The sequence below is a fragment of the Blautia sp. AF34-10 genome, assembly GCF_003477865.1.
GTDB classification, from domain to species: Bacteria; Bacillota; Clostridia; order Lachnospirales; family Lachnospiraceae; genus Fusicatenibacter; species Fusicatenibacter saccharivorans.
The window spans coordinates 135,102-153,903 of sequence record NZ_QUED01000001.1 but is presented as its reverse complement, the minus strand read 5'-3'; the positions used below and the strand labels follow the sequence as shown (position 1 = coordinate 153,903).

Here is an 18,802-nt window from a genome sequence, read left to right as displayed (position 1 = left end):
AGTGAAAAATGGCCGTCTGATCCTTGCACTGAGGAATGGGACGGCCATTTTTTTGCTGTGCAGAAGAAAAAGTCTATTAATTTCTTTCGGAATTTGATAAACTATAAGATAAGATTATCGATTAGAAAACAGTGGAACATTTCATTATCAGACAGAAAATGCTGGTGTGTCTGCGCTCAGAAAGGAAAGATGAAATATGACTTCAGCGATTAGTATAGGAAAGCAGGATTTTGCTTCCCTTCGAGAAAATCATTATTTTTATGTTGATAAAACCGATTTTATCAGACAATGGTGGGAAAGTGGAGATGACATTACGCTGATCACACGTCCGAGAAGATTTGGCAAAACATTGAATATGAGCATGCTGAATTGTTTCTTTTCCAGACAGTATGCAGAAAAAGGTACCATCTTTGAAGGGCTTTCCATCTGGAAACAGGAAAAATACCGCAGACTGCAGGGAACTTATCCGGTGATTTTTCTGAGCTTTGCGGACGTAAAACAGAATAACTATCAAGATGCAGTGCAGAAGATAAAAAATATTATTGTAGATGCTTATCGCCAACATCGGTATTTGGAGCAGGAAGAATGCTTTACGCAAAATGAGAAACAGCAGATGCTGGAAATTACAGAAAAAATGCGTGATGTGACAGCACAGGATGCATTAAAAAATCTTTCCAGTTATTTGAATCTTTTATATGGAAAAAAAGTTTTAATCTTTCTGGATGAATATGACACGCCCATGCAGGAAGCCTATATTCATGGATACTGGGGTGAATTTGCCGGATTTATGAGAAGCCTTTTCAATGCGACATTCAAAACAAATCCATATCTGGAACGTGCTGTGATGACTGGAATTACCCGTATTTCCAAAGAATCTGTTTTTTCGGGCCTTAATAATCTGACGGTTATTACAACAACATCGGATGCCTATGCAGACTGTTTTGGTTTTACAGAAGAAGAGGTATTTCAATCATTAGATCAATTTGGAATGCCGGAAAAGAAAGATCTGGTAAAGCAATGGTATGACGGATTTTGCTTTGGCACGCATCGTGATATTTACAATCCGTGGTCTATTACAAATTATCTGAAAGAGAAAAAACTGCGGCCCTACTGGGCAGCTACAAGTTCCAATGGATTGATCAGCAAACTCCTGCAGTCAGCATCGGTAAATATGAAGGAAGAACTGGAAAAACTGATCAACAGACAACAAATTGTAGTTAATTTTGATGAGCAGATTATATTTGGACAATTAGAACAGGATGAAAGTGCGGTATGGAGTCTGTTGGTGGCAAGCGGTTATCTGAAAGTGGAGGAGATTGAATACAGAGGACTGACGCTGGAGCCATGGTATTCTCTTTCCATCACAAATCTGGAGACTGTGAGCATGTTTTCGAATATGTTCAAAAGCTGGTTTGCAGCGGCATCTGCCAATTATAATGAATTTATCAAAGCAATGCTGAATGGTGATGTAAAAGCGATGAACCTCTATATGAATGATATTGCACTTGCTACATTTAGTAATTTTGATGCTGGAAAACATGCGTCCGAGCGGAGCCAGCCAGAGCGGTTTTATCATGGATTTGTACTTGGGCTGCTGGTGGAAGTGCGAGATCTTTATGAGGTGCGTTCCAATCGGGAAAGTGGGTATGGAAGATACGATGTGATTCTAATTCCCAGAAATTTGGATCGAGATGCTATGATTCTGGAATTTAAAGTAAAAGAAACGGAAGAAAAAACGCTGCAGGAAACGGTACAAAAAGCACTGGCGCAGATTGAAATAAAGAAATACGACGCGGAACTGAAAGAACGGGGAATCCCAAAAGAAAGAATCCGGCATTATGGATTTGCGTTTGAAGGGAAAAAGGTACTAATTGGGTAATAGAAAACGCTGTCAATGCTTCTCTGGAAGGGGAAGCGGGACAGCGTTTTTCTGTTAATTGTGATTAGAGTACCATTTGAAGCAGCATTACCATAAGCGGCATCGTCACAATAGAAGCCAGCGTAGTAACAACATTGATGGCACTGGCATAGCGCGAATCGTTGCCGTATACCTGGCACATCTGGGTAACCGTGGAAGCAGATGGCGTGATGATGGCGAGAAAAACGATCAGAATCAGTGTCGGTCCGTCAGCGGAAAGGTCGGCGAGATGGCTGAGTTTTAAGAGAACAAGCACCATCAGCGGAACGGCGATCAGGCGGAGAAAGGTCACGAAGTAAATTCGTTTATTCGCAAAAATCTGCCGGAAGTCCATGCCGGCAAAAAGCATACCCGTAACAATCATACTGACAGGGCCAACCATGCTTCCGACAGAATGAAGCGTATTGTTGACCAGCGCAGGAAGCCGGATGCCCGTGAAAAAAAGAAGAATTCCGACGAAAATAGAAATAATATTGAGGTTCAGAACAATCTTCTTCCAGTCATAGGAAGCCTCACGGCTGATCACCTTTTTGCAGTGCGTCCAGAAAAAGACAAGCTGTACGCTCATATAAACACAGCTGTAAAGCACCCATTCCGCTCCTAAAACAGCCGTCACAAGCGGCACAATCAGATTGCCGGAATTGGAGTAGTAAACAGAAGTTATCTCAACCGCATCCAAATGAAACACCCGTCCAAGAGCTGAAACCGCAAAAAGAAGCACAACCTGCATCAGAAGCGAAGCCGCAAACGCAACCAGCAGCCCCCGCACCGTTTCCGGCGTGTAATCGACCTGAAACGCATTCAGAATCACGCAGGGAATGATCAGGTACAGCACAATTTTCGACAGAACTTTGCTGTCCTCATCCTTTAAAAGTCCGGCTTTTACGATTAAAAAGCCCATAAAAATCATAAGAAAAAGCTGCGCGATCTGTTGCGCAAGAAGAATACTGATCGTCATAAAAATCTCCCCATATGTGTGTCTTATAGAAAATATTATAAGGTGGAGGAGAGGGGATTTCAATTTCTTTTTGAGAGATTTGGGTCGAAATAATGGTGAAAATATAAGAAAAATGGCTGTTGACCAAAAGAAAGTGCTGTCATATAATATATTCGACAAGAGAGCCGTTGGTCAGTGTACACCTGACCGCCGGATAAAGCTTCTAACTAAAAATAGCGCCTAACTTTACCAGAGCAGGGGCGCTATTTTGATTTGACAAAATTACACGATTGCAATATAATATACTTAACAAGACAGCCGGAAGGTGAGCGCAATCACCCGATCTGGCGAAAATATTAAATAGCTATAAGAAGTGGCCATCCATGCTTACCAGAGAGCAGGATGGCCATTTCTTAATTTCTATTAATAAAGGAAGGCTGAATTATAGTCAAGAAATTTTTGCGATTTTAAAACAAAGTAATAAAAAGTGTGATATAATAACCTCATAATGAAAAGTAAAATTCTGCCTATTTTTCAACATTGTAGGCGGCAATTTTACACCTGCCAGTTAGTGAATCCTAATAAAAGTAAGATGGAGGTACCCGCCCATGATGGAATACACCAGCAAATATTGGAACATGCTGACTCCTTTAATAAAGAAAAGTCTGCTAAAACGCTACGGAAAAGAGGAGACCGCAGAGCTTCTCCGCAAGACCAACCAGATCTACCGCGACATGCTTCGCCGCGCCGATGATATCGGAAAGGACAACCCGATGGCGTCGAATCTCTATGAGGCTCATTTTTCTTGCGCTCTGGGATGCGTCGGACAGACAGATTTCTGTGGATGAACTGCGTACAATCTCAGAGGAGATGATGTCCTTCCCGCTTCTGAAAGCCATGGGCCTGATGATTAATGCGAATAAGAAGAGCGGCATGGCGCGGATTGCGAAGATGATGCATAAGGATGCCGCCTGGCTGGAAGCACATCCGCAGTATAAGGCGTATTCGTGGGATTTTCATTTTGATGAGACGAAGCATCAGGACGGTTTTTATTACCACTTCACCCAATGTCCCCTGAACACCTTCGCCCGAAAAGAGGGCTATCTGGAAGTGCTGCCGATTATGTGCGACATTGATTACAAGACAGCAGCCCTGATGCACGCGAAGCTCTACCGTGACCATACACTGGCAGGCAGCGGTGAGGTCTGTGATTACTGGTTCGTGGGGGACAAGGTGGAAAATCCGAAATAAAACAAGACCGGACCGGAACTGCCGAGACGATGCTGCAGTGCTTCTACGCCCGCGCCATGCACAGCAGAAATCCGAAAAACAAGTTCCGCGACACCAAAGCAGAAGAGCTGATTGACCGCATCGACTATGATTTCAGCAATGCGAAAAAGGACACAGCAATGAGCGGCGGAATCGTAGCGCGGAGTGTTGTGTTTGATGAGCTGGTCAGCGACTTTATCCGAAAGAACCCGGATTGTACCGTCGTCAACATCGCCTGTGGTCTGGACACACGGTTTTACCGCATGGATAATGGAAAAATTACCTGGTACAATCTCGATCTGCCGGAGACGATTGAGGTGCGCGATTCCATCTATCAGGAATCCGGCCGCGTTTCCACGATTGCGTGTTCCGTGCTCGATCCGGCATGGGCCGATCAGGTAAAAGTGTGGGGCAAAATGCTTTTCATTATCGAAGGTCTGACCATGTACATGAAAGCGGATGAGGTCAGAATGATGCTCGCCATCATCCGCGATCATTTCGACAATGCCTACGTCTGCATGGAAACGCTGTGCCCGTACTTTGTAAAGAAAGAAAACATCGAAAAATCTATTCAGGCGACGGGCGCGACGTTTACCTGGGGTGCGAACAGCTTTGCAGACCTGGGCGATATTGCCGCCGGTTTCCGAAAAGTAAAAGACGACAACATCGCCCGCGGTATGGAAACGCTGAATCCCATCTACAAGCTGGTGATGTGGATGCCGATCATCCACAAATTCGCAGAGAAAATTCTGGTGTTTGAAAAAGCGTAAGAAAAGAAATGAAAAGAAACAGGCAGCCCGGCAGCGGAAAAGCCCCAAAAGCTTCCGTGCAGGGAACCTGTTTTTTGCTTGTACAGGAAATTAACAAATCATTCATCCGGCCACACAAAGTGTGCGTTTCCCGCCTCAAGTCCGTCGATCAGAATATTCTGTCCCGTGCAGAACCGGTTCGTCACGGTCATAAAATACGCCCAGTCCGCCGTTTCCTCGACGGTCATCCACCGTTTCAGCGGTGTCAGATCCATGATCTGATCCCAGAGCTTTTGGTCTTCTGTGACAGGCAGATTCAACTCGGTCAGTACGCCGCCGAAATCAAGGCTGTTGCACGTTCCGCCATACGGTGCAATGCGGAGTGCCACGTTTTTCGTGTAGGCGAGCACACCGCCCTTGCTTGCCGTGTATTCCGGAAATTCAGCTCCGGTATGGCCGCTGGCCGAGCCGATCATAAGGACGGCGCGGATGGTGTCATGAATGCCATACGCCTCTGTGATTGCGATGGTTCCCTTTAAATTGATATCAATATCATTCTCGTTCTGCACACCGGCGTTGTTGATGACAATATCGAAAGGCGCAAGCGCCGGATACTGTTCCCTGTCGCGGATATCAAGGCAGAAATGAGTATACAAATCCTGGCTGATCGAAGCCTCCTTCCGGTCAAATCCGGTAACATCAAAGCCTTCTTTTAAAAATTTCTCCGCAATCGCCTTTCCGATTCCGGAGCTGGTTCCTGTAATAAGTACACGCATACGATAACCTCCCGATGAAATATTACCCTCATTATACCGCAAACACAGCATGCGATCCAGAAGAAACGAAAAAGAATGCAGGAAAAGAAAATGTTACGGGAAAAATCACTGTATAAAACAAAAGAGTCTCCCAAACTGCAACAAATAATTGACAGATTTTAGGAGAAGGAGTAGAGTTTTTGAAAGGGGGATTATCCCTGCAAAGAGTGAAAACAAAAGAGGTGCAAATATGCTGAAAGTAGACAATCTTACCTTTGAAGTAAACGAAGAGGGAAGAAAACGCTGCCTCGTCAACCACATCAGTTTTGAGGTAAAGGACGGGGAAATGCTGGTGATTACCGGACCGAACGGCGGCGGAAAATCGACGCTGGCAAAAGTACTTGCCGGCATTGAGGAAGCAAACGGCGGAGAAATCTTCCTGGATGAGGAAAATATTACCGGTTATGATATTGACCACCGCGCAAACGCTGGCATCGGCTATGCATTCCAGCAGCCGCCGCGTTTTAAAGGAATGACGGTGAAAAAAATGCTGTCGCTGGCAGCCGGAAAAGAACTGACGGAAGCCGAGAGTTGTAAACTCCTCTCCGCTGTCGGACTCTGCTCTGCCGATTACCTGAACCGCCAGATGGACGGTACGCTCTCGGGAGGAGAGATGAAGCGTCTGGAGATCGCAACGGTTCTTGCAAAACCGCATAAGGTCAGCATTTTCGATGAGCCGGAGGCCGGCATTGACCTGTGGAGCTTTTCCATGCTGATCAAACGGTTTGAAGAAATCCACAAAGAGAAGAAAGAATGTCTGATCCTCATTTCTCATCAGGAACGCATTATCCAGATGGCAGACAAGATCATGGTGATCGAGGACGGCCAGGTGAAAGAATACGGTACAAAGGAAGACGTACTGCCGACCCTGTTCCAGCAGAAAACAGGCCGGATGTGCGGCCAGGAAGGAGGCACATGCTGATGGTACAGGTAGATGAGACAACCCAGGGCGTATTAAATCAGATCAGCGAGGGATTTGAGCAGAAAGGGGCATATAATCTCCGCCAGAACGGCATTCCGCTCTGCCACGGTGACAGTGAGCATATCAAAATCCGCAAAAAAGAGGATAAGCCGGGCATTGATATTTTGATCGATGGCGAGACGAAAGGTGAAAAAGTATTTATCCCGGTTGTCGTCAGCGTTTCCGGCATGACGGACCTTGTTTACAATGATTTCTACGTTGCGGATGGCGCCGATGTTACGATTGTAGCGGGCTGCGGTATCCACAACGGCGGCTGCAACGACAGCCGGCACGATGGTATCCATACGTTCCATGTAGGAAAAAATGCCAACGTGCGCTACGAGGAAAAGCATTATGGCGAGGGAAACGGAACGGGACAGCGGATTCTGAACCCGGTGACAAATATTGAAATCGGAGAAAATTCCGTTTTTACGCTGGATACCGTACAGATTAAGGGCGTTGACTCAACGATCCGCACGACGAATGTTGTGATGGATGCAAACTCCAAACTGTTTGTGCTCGAACGTCTGATGACAGACGGTGACCAGAAGGCAGAGTCGGATATTGAAGTATGTATGAACGGAAGCGGTTCTTCCGCACAGATTATTTCACGTTCTGTCGGAAAGGGCAATTCCTCACAGGTCTTCCATCCGAAGGCAGTCGGCAAAAACAAATGCCACGCCATATCCAGTGCGATTCTATCATCATGGATCACGCCCAGGTCGGATCTATTCCGGAGATCCAGGCAAAACATGTGGATGCGGCAATCATCCACGAGGCGGCGATCGGACGGATCAATGATGAGCAGCTATTGAAACTCAGAACGCTCGGCATGACGGAAGCGGAGGCGGAAAACGTCATTATTGAAAACTTCCTGAGCTGAAGAAAAAAAGGAAACAAGAGAACAAAAAAGAGGCATTTCCAGTCTGCATAGATGGAGATGCCTCTTTTTGTGCATTTTTCACAAAAGCAAGTAGTAAATTTTACTAAAATAAAAAGTAAAATATTTTGACTTTTAACATATGATAAATTTGTACTGTTGAAAAAAGGAAAGATACAAGATAGAGAAATGGGGAAAGCGAAAATGGGTATTGTGATCAATCATTCCGAAAATATTTTCCTGCCGCAGATGATCATTACGAAGCCGGAGATGGAAGAAAAGGTGGAAGCGTTTGTGAAAAACGGCGGAACCGTAATCGTGACGTACCGACACGCCGTGAAAGATGCGGACAACAACGTTCCGTTCGGCGAGACACTGCCGGTGCACTACAATGCGCTTGCGGGTCTGACCGTAGAAGAGACGGAGAGCCTGCAGGACTATGATGCATTCCCGGTTGTGGGAAGCGGCGTGTTCGAGGGCGTGGAAGGCACAGGCGGAATTTTCCGTGATATGATTCAGGTGCAGGATGCGGAAGTGCTGTTCCATTACGCGGATGCGTTCTATCTGGAATTCGCAGCCGTGACGAGAAAACAGACCGGCAGGGGAACTTTGTATTACGTGGGCTGCGGCCTGGAAGAGAAGATCACGAAGCTTCTGATGGAGCAGGTGATGCGGGACTGGCATTTCCAGATGGTGCCGTCCGAAGAGAGCCTTGAGATCGTGACGAGAGGAAACGAGAAGCAGAAGGTGACGATGTACATCAACCACAATGCAAAGGAAGTGACGTATGGGGATATGACACTGGCACCGTTTGCATGCAAGATTTTAGAAGCATAATATAAAAGAGTAAACGAGAGAAAAGGCGCGGCCGCTCGGAGCAAAAAACAGCTTCGGGCGGGCCGTGCCTTTTGCGTGCTGACAAAAAAGATGCAAAAAGCGGAATTCTGTGTTGACAAGTGTCCGAAAAAAACTTGTAAATAAGACGCGAGTGTGCAAAAATAGACATAAAACAGATGCGGAGGCATCCTGAAAAAAAGAGGAGAACAACATGGAAAAACAGAAAAAGATAGCACTGATTAATGATCTGACAGGCTTTGGACGGTGCTCGACGGCTGTGATGGCGCCGATCGTGTCGGCGCTGAAGATTCAGGCGGTGGCAGTTCCGACCGCAATTCTCTCAGCACACACGCAGTTTCCGACGTATTACTTTGATGATTATACTGACCGGATGAAGGATTACATTCAGACCTATAAGGATCTGAAGCTCGATTTCGATGCGATCTCGACCGGCTTCTTAGGATCGGAACAGCAGGTGGATATCGTGCTTGATTTTATCCGCCATTTAAGACGGACCGCAACTTTGTCATCGTCGATCCGGTCATGGGAGACTATGGGAAGCTGTATCGGACGTACACGAAAGAGATGTGCGAAAAGATGAAAGAACTGGTTCACTACGCGGATATCATCACGCCGAACTTGACAGAGCTCTGCACACTGATCGATGCGCCGTATCCGGAGAACGGGGCTTCGATTGAGGAGCTGAAAGAGATGTGCGGAAAACTGGCAAAGCGGGGACCGAAACACATCGTGGTGACGGGCATCCACTTTAACCAGACGCAGATTGCCAACTTTATCTATAACAAAGGCGAAGACTTCCAGATTGTCATGGTAGACCGCATCGGCGGCGACCGGAGCGGTACGGGAGATGTCATTGCGGCAATTATCGCAGGCATGTATCTGAACGGCCACAGCCTGTACGAGTCGGTGAAAAAGGCGGCGGATTACGTATCGAAATGCATCCGCTACTGCGAAGAAAACGAAGTGCCGAGCTACTGGGGACTCTGCTTTGAAATGTTTATGAAGGACTTAACGGAGGAAGCGTAATGTATTTATATACTGTAACCGGAGCCGTCGGCGAGGAAGGGTATCTCGACCTTGCAAAGAGCGGCGATCTTACCGGAAAAAATGTCTATGTCAACATGACAAACAAATGCCCGTGCAGCTGTGTGTTCTGTCTGCGCCAGACGAAACAGCAGCAGGAGGGAAATACACTGTGGTTAAAAGAGGGCGAGCCATCCGTTGAGACGATGCTGGAGCTGTTCGCACAGTACGATCTGAACGTGATCAATGAACTGGTCTTCTGCGGCTTCGGAGAACCGCTTGAGCGGCTTGAGGATGTCTGTCGGGTGATCGATTCCTTAAAAGAAACGTATCCGAACCTGAAAGTGCGTCTGAATACGATCGGTCTTGCCAACCTGATCTATGGAAGAGATGTCACCCCGGAATTAAAGGGAAGATTTGATACCGTCTCGATTTCCTTAAACGCGCCGGATGAAAAGGAATTTCTGGAGCTCACGCGGTCGAAATTCGGCATCCAGTCGTACGAGGCGATCAAGGAGTTTGCGGTTCTTTCCAAACAGTATGTGCCGAATGTTGTGATGACGGTTGTCGAGAAAGTCATGCCAGAGGAGAAAATTCAGAAGTGCCAGGAGATCTGCGATACCTTAGGAGTTACTTTACGTGTCCGCCCGTTTGAAAATTGAGAGGCCCGCAATCTTTCGCTTGTATTTGAACGACATAACGCCTATAATGGGAAAGAAAAACAAAAGAGAGGGAGAGACGTATGAACGAGTCTAATGGAGTCATCCGCGATGCGAGAAAGCTCGGTATTCCTAAAATGCTGATTCTCGGATTGCAGCACATGTTTGCCATGTTCGGTGCAACCATTCTGGTGCCGATTCTGGTAAACAGCTACTTTGTAGACGCATGCGGCGAGGGGCCGTCCCGCGGTCTTACCGTATCCGTCACACTGTTCTGCGCCGGCTTTGGAACCCTGCTGTTTCATCTGTGCGCGAAATTTAAAGTACCGGCATTTCTTGGTTCTTCGTTTGCATTCTTAAGCGGTTTCGCCGCTGTTGCAAACCTGAATACCGGAAAATATGCCAGCATGAGTGTCAACGACAAGGCAGCCTATGCCTGCGGAGGTATTGTGGTAGCAGGTCTTCTGTACCTGATTTTTGCCTTGATCATCCGCATGGTCGGTGTCAAACGCGTGATGCGCTACCTGCCGCCGGTTGTCACAGGTCCGGTTATCATCTGCATTGGCCTCAGCCTTGCTGGTTCCGCCATTAATAATGCTTCGACGAACTGGTTCCTGGCACTGGTTGCGCTGGCAGTCATCATCATTTTCAACATCTGGGGAAAAGGAATGCTCAAAATCATTCCGATTCTGATGGGCGTTGTGATTGCCTACGCTGTGGCAGTTGTCCTGAATGCACTCGGCATCAAAAATCCGGACGGATCCGTGATCATCAACTTTGCGCCGGTTGCACAGGCAGGCATCGTCGGACTTCCGCCGCTGCAGCTCTGCAAATTCGATCTGACCAGCATTATGATCATGGCACCGATCGCGATCGCGACCATGATGGAGCATGTCGGTGATATGTCGGCGATCTCTGCAACCGTAGGAGAGAACTTCCTTTCTGATCCGGGCCTGCATAGAACCCTGCTCGGTGATGGTCTTGCAACCGCAATGGCAGGTTTCATCGGCGGACCGGCCAACACGACGTACGGCGAGAACACCGGCGTTCTGGAATTGAGCCGCGTACATGACCCGAGAGTCATCCGTATTGCCGCAGTCTTTGCGATTATCGTCAGCTTCATTCCGAGGTATCGGCACTCATCAGCACCATGCCGTCCTCTATCATCGGAGGCGTCAGCTTCATGCTGTACGGTATGATTTCTGCCATCGGTGTGCGCAACGTGGTAGAGAATAAAGTAGACCTGACCAAATCGAGAAACCTGATCATCGCGGGCGTCATCTTTGTCTGCGGACTGGGCTTCAGCAACGGTCTCTCCTTTACGATCGGCGGAACGACCGTCACCCTGACTGCACTTGCCATTGCAGCCATCGCAGGAATCCTGCTGAACATGATTCTGCCGGGCAATGATTACGAATTCGGCGTAAACGAGTCCGGGGACGAGAACAGAGGAATCCACGCATAAAGAAAAATGCAAAAGAAAATCCGTTTTTTCTGCATCTGTATTCTGCACAAAGGAATGTGCAGAAACAGAGGGGAAAAAGCGGATTTTCTTTGTATTTCGGTACGGGCAAGTGTATACTGAAGAGTAAGAAGATGTAAGGTTGGTAAAAAAATGACACACGAAAGATCGAAAAAGGGGATGATGGGACAGGTCGTCGGATCCTTATATTACCTGGATCCAACGGTGATTCCGCGGCTGAAAAGTCTGCGAAGCGGTGACGATCCGGTGTTTTCGTTTGGTGTTTTATTTTACGCGCTCAAACGCAATCCGCGGAGAGTGGTTCAGCACGTAGATGATGCCGCGCCGTTCAAATCCGTTTTTCTGGATCAGATGCTGCATGATTTGATTGTCCGTATGCGTATCGACGCGCAGGTGCGGGATCTGTGTCCAGCAGTAATCGACGATCTGGGAGAAAAATCCGTGGATTGTTCCGTCTGAGGCAACCTGGTGGATCGTGCCATACGGCGCATCGGAGAGCCAGGAGCCGTCGTCGATCTGCAGATACGTCGGATCCTCACCGATGATGAAGGCAAACGCGCCGTGCAGCGTGCCGTTTTCTTCCAGGACAAAAAGCTGTTTGTCACGGATTCTGTTGTGAATCAGCTCCTCCGGCGGAAAATGGTTTCCCCACTGATTCGGATTTCCGGTTTCCTGCATAAAAGAGCGGGCGTACGCATAGATTGACATGAGCGAAGTAAAATCCTCCGGGACGGCAAGTCGTATCATGATAAAAATTCTCCTTTTAGTTCAAAATAAGCAGTTTTATTGTAGCACAGTGGACGGTGAAGCACAAGAAAGAGAAAACAGGATTTGACTTTTTGAAAAATCCCATGTACAATGCAGTTAGTTGCAACTAACTAAAGCAGCCAAAACCACAACAAAACGATTTCTGCCGGTCTTGGATGGGCCGGTTCCGCATCAAATTGTCAGAAAGGAAAGAATATGAAACAAAATCGAAAACGAAAAGAGACGGCGGGCATGAATTTTCTCCGCTATCTCGGCCCGGGACTTCTTGTCACGGTCGGTTTTATCGACCCGGGAAACTGGGCATCCAACATTGCCGCCGGATCGGGTTACGGCTACGAGCTTCTGTGGATGGTCACCCTGTCCACGATCATGCTGATTTTTCTGCAGCACAATGCGGCGCATCTCGGCATTGTCACGGGAAAGTGCCTCTCGGAGGCGGCGAGCCTCTATCTGCCTGCGTGGCTGAAAAACACGATTCTTGCGACGGCGATGATGGCAGCGGTGGCGACCGCAATGGCGGAGATCCTCGGCGGTGCGATTGCGCTCCAGATGCTGTTCGGCATTCCGATCAAGCTCGGCAGCATGATGATTCTCGTGCTGGTTCTGATCTGTGAGTTTACAAGTGCTTACAAACGGATTGAAAAACTGATCATTGTGTTTGTCTCGCTGATTGGCTTTTCGTTCCTCTTCGAGGTCTGGATCGCCGATATCGACTGGGCGCAGGCGGCTGTCGGCTGGGTAAAACCGTCGTTTCCAGAGCACTCAATGCCGGTCATCTTAAGCGTCCTCGGTGCGGTCGTCATGCCGCACAACCTGTTTCTCCACTCGGAAATTATTCAGAGCCGCCAGTGGAATCTTGAGGATGATGAGGTGATTGCGCGCCAGTTAAAGTATGAGTTCAAAGACACCCTGTTTTCTATGATCATCGGATGGGCCATCAACAGTGCAATGATCCTGATGGCGGCCGCAACGTTTTTCCAGCCGCAGAATGCAAAGCAGGTGGATGATCTCGCAACGGCGGGAAAGATGCTGACACCTCTCCTTGGAAATGCCGCATCGGTGATTTTTGCAGCAGCGCTTCTGCTCGCCGGAATTTCATCGAGCATCACCGCGGGAATGGCGGGCGGAACGATTTTTTCGGGGATTTTTAACAAGCCGTATGAGATCAAGAGTAAGGAGACACGCTGGGGAATCCTTCTTACCATGATCCCGGCCGCAGCGGTCATTCTTCTGATTGATTCCCCGTTCCAGGGCCTTCTCTATTCACAGATGTTCCTTGGAATGCAGCTCCCGATTACGGTATTTACACAGATTTATCTGACGTCCTCGAAAAAAGTCATGGGAAAATACGCGAACAGTCTGCAGCTGAAAATTGCCCTGTTTGCGATTGCGGTGATTGTGACACTGCTGAATATCGCGCTGCTGTTTGTGCAGTAAAAAGAATGAGAAATAAAAAAAAGAAGTCCGCTGTGCTGATCCCTGAAAAAGAGACCGGCGCAGCGGACTTCTTCTATTATAATATGCTCTCCATGCAGGCATCGACAAAGTCCTGCAGAAGCGGAGAGAGTTTCCGCCCCTTTTTCCAGATCACGGCGATCTGCGTTTCCAGGTCGCTTTCTGCGAGCGGCTGGATGCGGAGTCCCTGGCAGAGAGAGCTCATGGACTGCGGGAAAATGGCAGTGGCAAGGCCTTCCTTTGCCCAGAGCATCGCGCCGCGGGGATCGTCGCAGACGCAGAAAAGATCGGGCTCCATGCCGCGCGAGTGGAACGCATCCATGATGAGCGCCTCATACCGGCGGTAGATGATGAGCGGAATATTCAAAAGATCCGGGAGCTTTAGCGATCCGTTCTTCTCGGGAAGCATATCTTTTGAAGAAACGGCAATCATAGGTTCAGAGCTTAAAATTTTATAGTCTACATCGTCGAGCCGCAGCGGCGTGCGGGCGATGGAAATGTCGATGATGCCGTCCATCAGATAGCGGTACAGCGTGTAGGTGATGCCGTCGTGCACCTCGAAGTTAACATCGGGATTGCGGCGGGAAAAAAGCGAGACGCACGGCATGATCGTCGCAACGGTGGTCGGTGTGATGCCGAGGCGCAGAACCCGCTTTTTGCCGACCTTTGCGACCTCAAGCTCCGTCGATTTCACGTACTCGAGCAGGTTGGCGGAGCGGTCGTACAGCAGTTTTCCGGCTTCGGTCAGGCGGACGCCTGGCGGGTGCGTTCAAATAAAGTGACGTTCAGTTCGGCTTCCAGCTGCTTTAACTGATAACTGAGCGGCGGCTGGGACATATTGAGGCGGCGGGCGGCCTCGTGAATGCTTTCGGTTTCGGCGATGACGCGGAAATATTCAAGCTGGCGCAGTTCCATAAGAGACTTCCTTTCGTGAAATTATCTATGATATTAAAATTGTATCACTAAGCTATAAAAACAATACTATTCGTATTAATCATATGAGATTATACTGTCAATGTCAAGAAACAAAGAAATGGAGAGTGAAAAAGAAGATGAAAAGTCTTGGAGTCTACTTGAAGCACTACAAAAAAGAGAGCATCATCGCTCCTTTGTTCAAGCTTCTGGAAGTCGTATTCGACCTTCTGGTGCCGATGGTTGTTGCCAGATCATCGATGTGGGTATCGCAGGCAATAACCGTCCGTACATCGTCAGCCGTTTTGGAATCCTCGTTCTGATGGCGGCAGTCGGACTTTGCTGCAGCTTCACCGCGCAGTATTTCGCGGCAAAAGCGAGCGTCGGCTGTGCAACCGAGCTTCGCCAGGCGGTCTTTGACCACATCCAGGCTCTGTCCTTTACGGAGCTGGATACCATTGGAACCGATACGCTGATCACCCGTCTGATCAACGATATCAACCAGGTGCAGAACGGAATCAACATGGGTCTGCGTCTGCTGCTGCGGAGTCCGTTTATCGTATTCGGTTCCGTTGTGATGGCATTTACCGTCAACGTAAAATGTGCCATCGTATTCCTGGTTACTATTCCGATCCTGTTCGTTGCTGTATTCGGCATTATGCTGGTCAGCATCCCGCTGTTCAAAAAGGTACAGGCGGCACTCGACCGCGTCACCGGAATGACAAGAGAAAATCTGAACGGTGTCCGTGTCATCCGTGCGTTCTGCCGTGAGGAGCAGTCTGTTGCCGATTTCGAAAAGAGCAACGATGAGCTGACTTGTCTGAACGAGTTTGTCGGAAAAATTTCCGCACTGTTAAATCCGCTGACCTATGTCCTCATCAACATCGCAGCCGTTGTCCTGATCTGGCAGGCAGGCTTCAGGTTAACATCGGCAGTATGCAGCAGGGACAGGTTGTCGCACTTTACAACTACATGCTGCAGATCATCGTGGAACTGATCAAACTGGCATCGCTCATCATCACCTTAAACAAATCCGTTGCCTGTGCAGAGCGTGTCTCCGGCGTACTGGCGGTTCCGACAACCATGAACTACCCGGCAAAAGGCGGCGCTGCAAAGAAAGTAACTGGCGATGCAGCTGTTACATTTAAAAATGTCAGCTTCACCTATGCAGGAGCCGGCGCAGAGAGCTTATCGGATATCAGCTTTACCGCAAAACGCGGACAGACCATCGGAATCATCGGCGGTACCGGAAGCGGAAAATCGACGCTGGTCAGCCTGATTTCCCGTTTCTACGATGCGACCAGCGGTGACGTCATGGTAGACGGCGAGAATGTAAAGAATTACACGAAAGAAGAGCTCTGCAATAAAGTCGGTGTTGTTCAGCAGAGAGCAGTGCTCTTTAAAGGCAGCATCCGCGACAATATGAGGTGGGGCAAAGAGGACGCCACCGATGCAGAAATCTGGGAGGCGCTCACCACAGCCCAGGCGAAAGAAGTCGTAGAAGGCAAACAGGATCAGCTCGATTTTATGCTGGAGCAGAACGGAAAGAACCTCTCCGGCGGACAGAAACAGCGTCTTTCTATTGCGCGTGCGCTGGTAAAAAAACCGGAAATCCTGATTCTGGACGACAGCTCGAGTGCGCTTGACTTTGCAACGGATGCAAAACTCCGCAAAGCCGTCCACAATCTCGAAGGAAACACGACAACCTTCCTCGTATCCCAGCGAATCGCCGGCATCCGTCAGGCAGACCAGATCCTCGTTCTTGGAAATGGTACGCTCGAAGGAAACGGCACACACGACGAGCTGATGAAAACCTGCGAGGTTTACCGCGAGATTTACTTCTCCCAGTTCCCGGAAGAGCGTGCAGCTTATAACAACGAAAGCGGGGTGATCGCATGAAAAAGACAGAAAACAAGTCCGGAAAAAGCGGCATGCAGGTCATGAAAAAGCTGATGGCGTTTATCGGAAATTATAAAATTTTCTTAGGCCTTAGTATTGTCCTGGCTGCGGTTACCGTTATTTTACAGCTTTATATTCCGATCCTGTTCGGCGATGCGATCGATGAGGTCGTTGCAGCCCACCAGGTCAATTTCCCGGAGATGTGGTTCTATCTGAAACGAATCGTATTCTTCACCCTCGTTTCCGCACTTTCCGCATGGATCATGAACCTGATCAACAACCGTATGACGTACCGCATCGTGCGCGACCTTCGTTCCCAGGCGATCCGTCATATCCAGGTGCTGCCGCTGTCCTATCTGGATCAGCACAGCTCCGGAGACATCGTAAGCCGTGTTATCGCAGATACCGATATCTTATCGGACGGTCTTCTGCTTGGCTTTACGCAGCTGTTCTCCGGCATCGTAACCATTATTGTGACACTGTTTTTCATGTTCTCGAAGAACGTATGGATCACCCTTCTTGTGATCTGCCTGACACCTCTGAGCTTCTTCGTGGCAAAATTTATTTCCGGCCGCTCGTTCAAAATGTTCCAGAAACAGAGTGAGACGAGAGGAAAACAGACCGCACTCATCGATGAGATGATCGGAAACCAGAAAGTAGTCAAAGCGTTCGGCTATGAGGAAAAAGCTTCCGAGCGTTTTGCAGAGATCAACAAAGATCTGCAGAAATACAGCCAGCAGGCCGTGTTCTACAGTTCCTTAACGAACCCGTCCACCCGTTTTGTCAACAACGTGATCTATGCCGGTGTTGCCCTTGTGGGAGCTTTCATGATCCCGGGCGGCGCGCTGACCGTCGGCGGACTTTCCGTTCTGCTGTCGTACGCAAATCAGTATATGAAACCGTTCAATGATATCAGTTCCGTTATCACCGAGATGCAGAACGCGCTTGCCTGCGCAGACCGTATCTTTGCTCTTCTGGAAGAGAAAGAGGAAAGCGCAGACCCGGCCGGAACGATCGATACCGTGACAGGAAATGTGACGATCGATGATGTAGCATTCAGTTATGATAAAGAGAAAAAACTGATCGAGAACTTTAATCTTGACGTACAGCCGGGCATGCGTGTTGCCATTGTCGGCCCGACCGGATGCGGAAAGACGACGTTTATCAACCTGCTGATGCGCTTCTATGATGTCGATGCCGGGAAGGTCTGCATCGACGGAAAGCCGATCGACGAACTGTCCCGCCATGCGCTCCGCAGCTGTTTTGGTATGGTGCTGCAGGATACCTGGATCAAACAGGGAACCGTGCGCGACAACATCAGCTTCGGAAAGCCGGATGCGACGGAAGAGGAGATTGTCAATGCGGCCAAAGAGGCACACAGCTGGGAGTTTATCAAGCGTCTGCCGAAGGGGCTTGACACGGTTCTCAGCGAAGACAGCATCAGCCAGGGTCAGAAACAGCTTCTCTGTATCACCCGTGTCATGCTCTGCCTGCCGCCGATGCTGATCCTCGACGAGGCGACCTCCAGCATCGATACCCGTACCGAACTGCAGGTTCAGGAGGCGTTTGACAAGCTGATGCAGGGCAGAACGAGTTTCGTCGTTGCCCACCGTCTGTCCACGATCCGCAACGCTTCGCTGATCCTCGTCATGAAAGACGGAAAGATCATCGAGCAGGGACGCCATGAGGAGCTTCTTGAGAAGAAAGGCTTCTACTACAATCTGTACAACAGCCAGTTCCAGGCGTCATAAAAGATATTTGGAAAAGAGAACAGCAGATCTGTGCCGCGCATGCGATTTTGAGGCGTGCGCGCTCAGATCTGCTGATTTTTTATATGTTTTTGCAATATTCTGAAAAAAATACGGCATGGGGTATTGACGAATCCTATCACAGGTGCTATAGTTTTACAAAAATAAAAAAAGACGTAGAAGTTTTTAGAAAATGTGCGGAGAGCCTTTGGAAATTTAATTTTCGAAAGGTGCACGACCGAAGAAGTAAAACTTTCAGGTGCTGGTTCTCTTCTTAAAACAAGAACGGACGGGAGACGGCGAGGACTAAAAACGGAGTGGTCTCTGGAGAAGCTCTTGAAAAGAGTGCCGAAGGTGCAATGCAGCGATGCAGAATCTCTCAGGCAAAAGGACAGAGTCAAAAAAGATACAGAAGAAAAACAGCCGCGGAACAAAAAAAGCGGTGCGCAGAAACGAAAAAATTCCGGA

General features: G+C 48.5%; 16 protein-coding genes, 3 pseudogenes and 1 riboswitch. Of the genes and pseudogenes, 14 read left to right on the top strand and 5 right to left on the bottom strand.

Going from position 1 to position 18,802, the window contains the following annotated elements:
* Nucleotides 1-196: 196 nt before the first annotated feature.
* Nucleotides 197-1,879 carry an AAA family ATPase gene (locus DWZ60_RS00755; RefSeq protein ID WP_119221120.1) on the top strand — a complete coding sequence of 561 codons (1,683 nt, stop codon included), beginning with the start codon at nt 197-199 and terminating at the stop codon, nt 1,877-1,879.
* Nucleotides 1,880-1,943: 64 nt separating this feature from the next.
* Here the strand turns inward: DWZ60_RS00755 and DWZ60_RS00750 are convergent, their stop codons facing one another.
* Nucleotides 1,944-2,876: an AEC family transporter gene (locus DWZ60_RS00750; protein ID WP_119221119.1), complete on the bottom strand. Its 933-nt coding sequence runs from the start codon at nt 2,874-2,876 to the stop codon at nt 1,944-1,946.
* A 587-nt stretch (nt 2,877-3,463) separates the two neighbouring features.
* On the opposite strand from DWZ60_RS00750, the gene DWZ60_RS17685 reads away from it, so the two are divergent.
* From DWZ60_RS17685 to DWZ60_RS00740, 3 genes are read left to right on the top strand one after another with little or no spacing between them, the layout of a single operon-like run.
* Complete coding sequence (locus tag DWZ60_RS17685) at nt 3,464-3,703, top strand: hypothetical protein (RefSeq protein WP_243038161.1); 240 nt, start codon at nt 3,464-3,466, stop codon at nt 3,701-3,703.
* Nucleotides 3,696-4,106 (top strand): L-2-amino-thiazoline-4-carboxylic acid hydrolase, encoded by a 411-nt coding sequence (locus tag DWZ60_RS17680; RefSeq protein WP_243038160.1) that lies wholly within the window; start codon nt 3,696-3,698, stop codon nt 4,104-4,106. The genes DWZ60_RS17685 and DWZ60_RS17680 overlap by 8 nt, the downstream gene beginning before the upstream one ends.
* Before the next feature lie 29 nt (nt 4,107-4,135).
* Complete coding sequence (locus DWZ60_RS00740; RefSeq protein WP_119221118.1) at nt 4,136-4,894, top strand: class I SAM-dependent methyltransferase; 759 nt, start codon at nt 4,136-4,138, stop codon at nt 4,892-4,894.
* 98 nt (nt 4,895-4,992) lie between these two features.
* On the opposite strand, the gene DWZ60_RS00735 is transcribed toward DWZ60_RS00740, so the two are convergent.
* Nucleotides 4,993-5,649, bottom strand: a complete 657-nt coding sequence (locus tag DWZ60_RS00735) for an SDR family NAD(P)-dependent oxidoreductase (protein ID WP_119221117.1) — start codon at nt 5,647-5,649, stop codon at nt 4,993-4,995.
* A 229-nt stretch (nt 5,650-5,878) separates the two neighbouring features.
* On the opposite strand from DWZ60_RS00735, the gene DWZ60_RS00730 reads away from it, so the two are divergent.
* From DWZ60_RS00730 to DWZ60_RS00705, 7 genes and pseudogenes are all read left to right on the top strand, one after another.
* Nucleotides 5,879-6,610, top strand: coding sequence for an ABC transporter ATP-binding protein (locus tag DWZ60_RS00730; protein WP_117804223.1), 732 nt, complete (start codon nt 5,879-5,881; stop codon nt 6,608-6,610).
* Nucleotides 6,610-7,532, top strand: a pseudogene (locus tag DWZ60_RS00725) (SufB/SufD family protein). Before DWZ60_RS00730 ends, DWZ60_RS00725 begins: the two are co-directional and overlap by 1 nt.
* Before the next feature lie 186 nt (nt 7,533-7,718).
* Nucleotides 7,719-8,366, top strand: coding sequence for a beta-galactosidase trimerization domain-containing protein (locus DWZ60_RS00720; protein WP_118601439.1), 648 nt, complete (start codon nt 7,719-7,721; stop codon nt 8,364-8,366).
* A 211-nt stretch (nt 8,367-8,577) separates the two neighbouring features.
* Nucleotides 8,578-8,967, top strand: a complete 390-nt coding sequence (locus DWZ60_RS18880) for a hypothetical protein (protein WP_330422003.1) — start codon at nt 8,578-8,580, stop codon at nt 8,965-8,967.
* On the top strand, nt 8,910-9,413 hold the full coding sequence (locus tag DWZ60_RS18875; RefSeq protein ID WP_330422002.1) for a PfkB family carbohydrate kinase: 504 nt from the start codon (nt 8,910-8,912) through the stop codon (nt 9,411-9,413). The genes DWZ60_RS18880 and DWZ60_RS18875 overlap by 58 nt, the downstream gene beginning before the upstream one ends.
* On the top strand, nt 9,413-10,072 hold the full coding sequence (locus DWZ60_RS00710; RefSeq protein WP_022462642.1) for a TatD family nuclease-associated radical SAM protein: 660 nt from the start codon (nt 9,413-9,415) through the stop codon (nt 10,070-10,072). Before DWZ60_RS18875 ends, DWZ60_RS00710 begins: the two co-directional genes overlap by 1 nt.
* A gap of 80 nt (nt 10,073-10,152) precedes the next feature.
* Nucleotides 10,153-11,534 (top strand): annotated as a pseudogene (locus DWZ60_RS00705) (uracil-xanthine permease family protein).
* A 282-nt stretch (nt 11,535-11,816) separates the two neighbouring features.
* Here DWZ60_RS00705 and DWZ60_RS00700 read toward each other — a convergent pair.
* Nucleotides 11,817-12,299: a hypothetical protein gene (locus tag DWZ60_RS00700; RefSeq protein ID WP_022462640.1), complete on the bottom strand. Its 483-nt coding sequence runs from the start codon at nt 12,297-12,299 to the stop codon at nt 11,817-11,819.
* Nucleotides 12,300-12,515: 216 nt separating this feature from the next.
* On the opposite strand from DWZ60_RS00700, the gene DWZ60_RS00695 reads away from it, so the two are divergent.
* Complete coding sequence (locus tag DWZ60_RS00695) at nt 12,516-13,757, top strand: Nramp family divalent metal transporter (protein ID WP_118594598.1); 1,242 nt, start codon at nt 12,516-12,518, stop codon at nt 13,755-13,757.
* Between the two features lie 76 nt (nt 13,758-13,833).
* On the opposite strand, the gene DWZ60_RS00690 is transcribed toward DWZ60_RS00695, so the two are convergent.
* On the bottom strand, nt 13,834-14,469 hold the full coding sequence (locus DWZ60_RS00690) for a LysR family transcriptional regulator substrate-binding protein (RefSeq protein ID WP_243038159.1): 636 nt from the start codon (nt 14,467-14,469) through the stop codon (nt 13,834-13,836).
* Nucleotides 14,470-14,519: 50 nt separating this feature from the next.
* Nucleotides 14,520-14,690, bottom strand: coding sequence for a helix-turn-helix domain-containing protein (locus tag DWZ60_RS17675; RefSeq protein WP_242998360.1), 171 nt, complete (start codon nt 14,688-14,690; stop codon nt 14,520-14,522).
* Between the two features lie 137 nt (nt 14,691-14,827).
* On the opposite strand from DWZ60_RS17675, the pseudogene DWZ60_RS20525 reads away from it, so the two are divergent.
* Nucleotides 14,828-16,586 (top strand): annotated as a pseudogene (locus DWZ60_RS20525) (ABC transporter ATP-binding protein).
* Nucleotides 16,587-16,627: 41 nt separating this feature from the next.
* The gene (locus tag DWZ60_RS00680) at nt 16,628-18,337 is read left to right on the top strand and encodes an ABC transporter ATP-binding protein (protein WP_119221146.1); all 1,710 of its coding nucleotides are present in this window, start codon (nt 16,628-16,630) and stop codon (nt 18,335-18,337) included.
* Between the two features lie 311 nt (nt 18,338-18,648).
* Nucleotides 18,649-18,739: riboswitch (glycine riboswitch) on the top strand.
* Nucleotides 18,740-18,802: the final 63 nt, after the last annotated feature.

Coding starts and splice junctions, on each gene's coding strand:
- DWZ60_RS00755 (WP_119221120.1), top strand. CDS start 197: ATGACTTCAGCGATTAGTATAGGAAAGCAGGATTTTGCTTCCCTTCGA.
- DWZ60_RS00750 (WP_119221119.1), bottom strand. CDS start 2,876: ATGACGATCAGTATTCTTCTTGCGCAACAGATCGCGCAGCTTTTTCTT.
- DWZ60_RS17685 (WP_243038161.1), top strand. CDS start 3,464: ATGATGGAATACACCAGCAAATATTGGAACATGCTGACTCCTTTAATA.
- DWZ60_RS00740 (WP_119221118.1), top strand. CDS start 4,136: ATGCTGCAGTGCTTCTACGCCCGCGCCATGCACAGCAGAAATCCGAAA.
- DWZ60_RS00735 (WP_119221117.1), bottom strand. CDS start 5,649: ATGCGTGTACTTATTACAGGAACCAGCTCCGGAATCGGAAAGGCGATT.
- DWZ60_RS00730 (WP_117804223.1), top strand. CDS start 5,879: ATGCTGAAAGTAGACAATCTTACCTTTGAAGTAAACGAAGAGGGAAGA.
- DWZ60_RS00720 (WP_118601439.1), top strand. CDS start 7,719: ATGGGGAAAGCGAAAATGGGTATTGTGATCAATCATTCCGAAAATATT.
- DWZ60_RS18880 (WP_330422003.1), top strand. CDS start 8,578: ATGGAAAAACAGAAAAAGATAGCACTGATTAATGATCTGACAGGCTTT.
- DWZ60_RS18875 (WP_330422002.1), top strand. CDS start 8,910: ATGGGAGACTATGGGAAGCTGTATCGGACGTACACGAAAGAGATGTGC.
- DWZ60_RS00710 (WP_022462642.1), top strand. CDS start 9,413: ATGTATTTATATACTGTAACCGGAGCCGTCGGCGAGGAAGGGTATCTC.
- DWZ60_RS00700 (WP_022462640.1), bottom strand. CDS start 12,299: ATGATACGACTTGCCGTCCCGGAGGATTTTACTTCGCTCATGTCAATC.
- DWZ60_RS00695 (WP_118594598.1), top strand. CDS start 12,516: ATGAAACAAAATCGAAAACGAAAAGAGACGGCGGGCATGAATTTTCTC.
- DWZ60_RS17675 (WP_242998360.1), bottom strand. CDS start 14,690: ATGGAACTGCGCCAGCTTGAATATTTCCGCGTCATCGCCGAAACCGAA.
- DWZ60_RS00680 (WP_119221146.1), top strand. CDS start 16,628: ATGAAAAAGCTGATGGCGTTTATCGGAAATTATAAAATTTTCTTAGGC.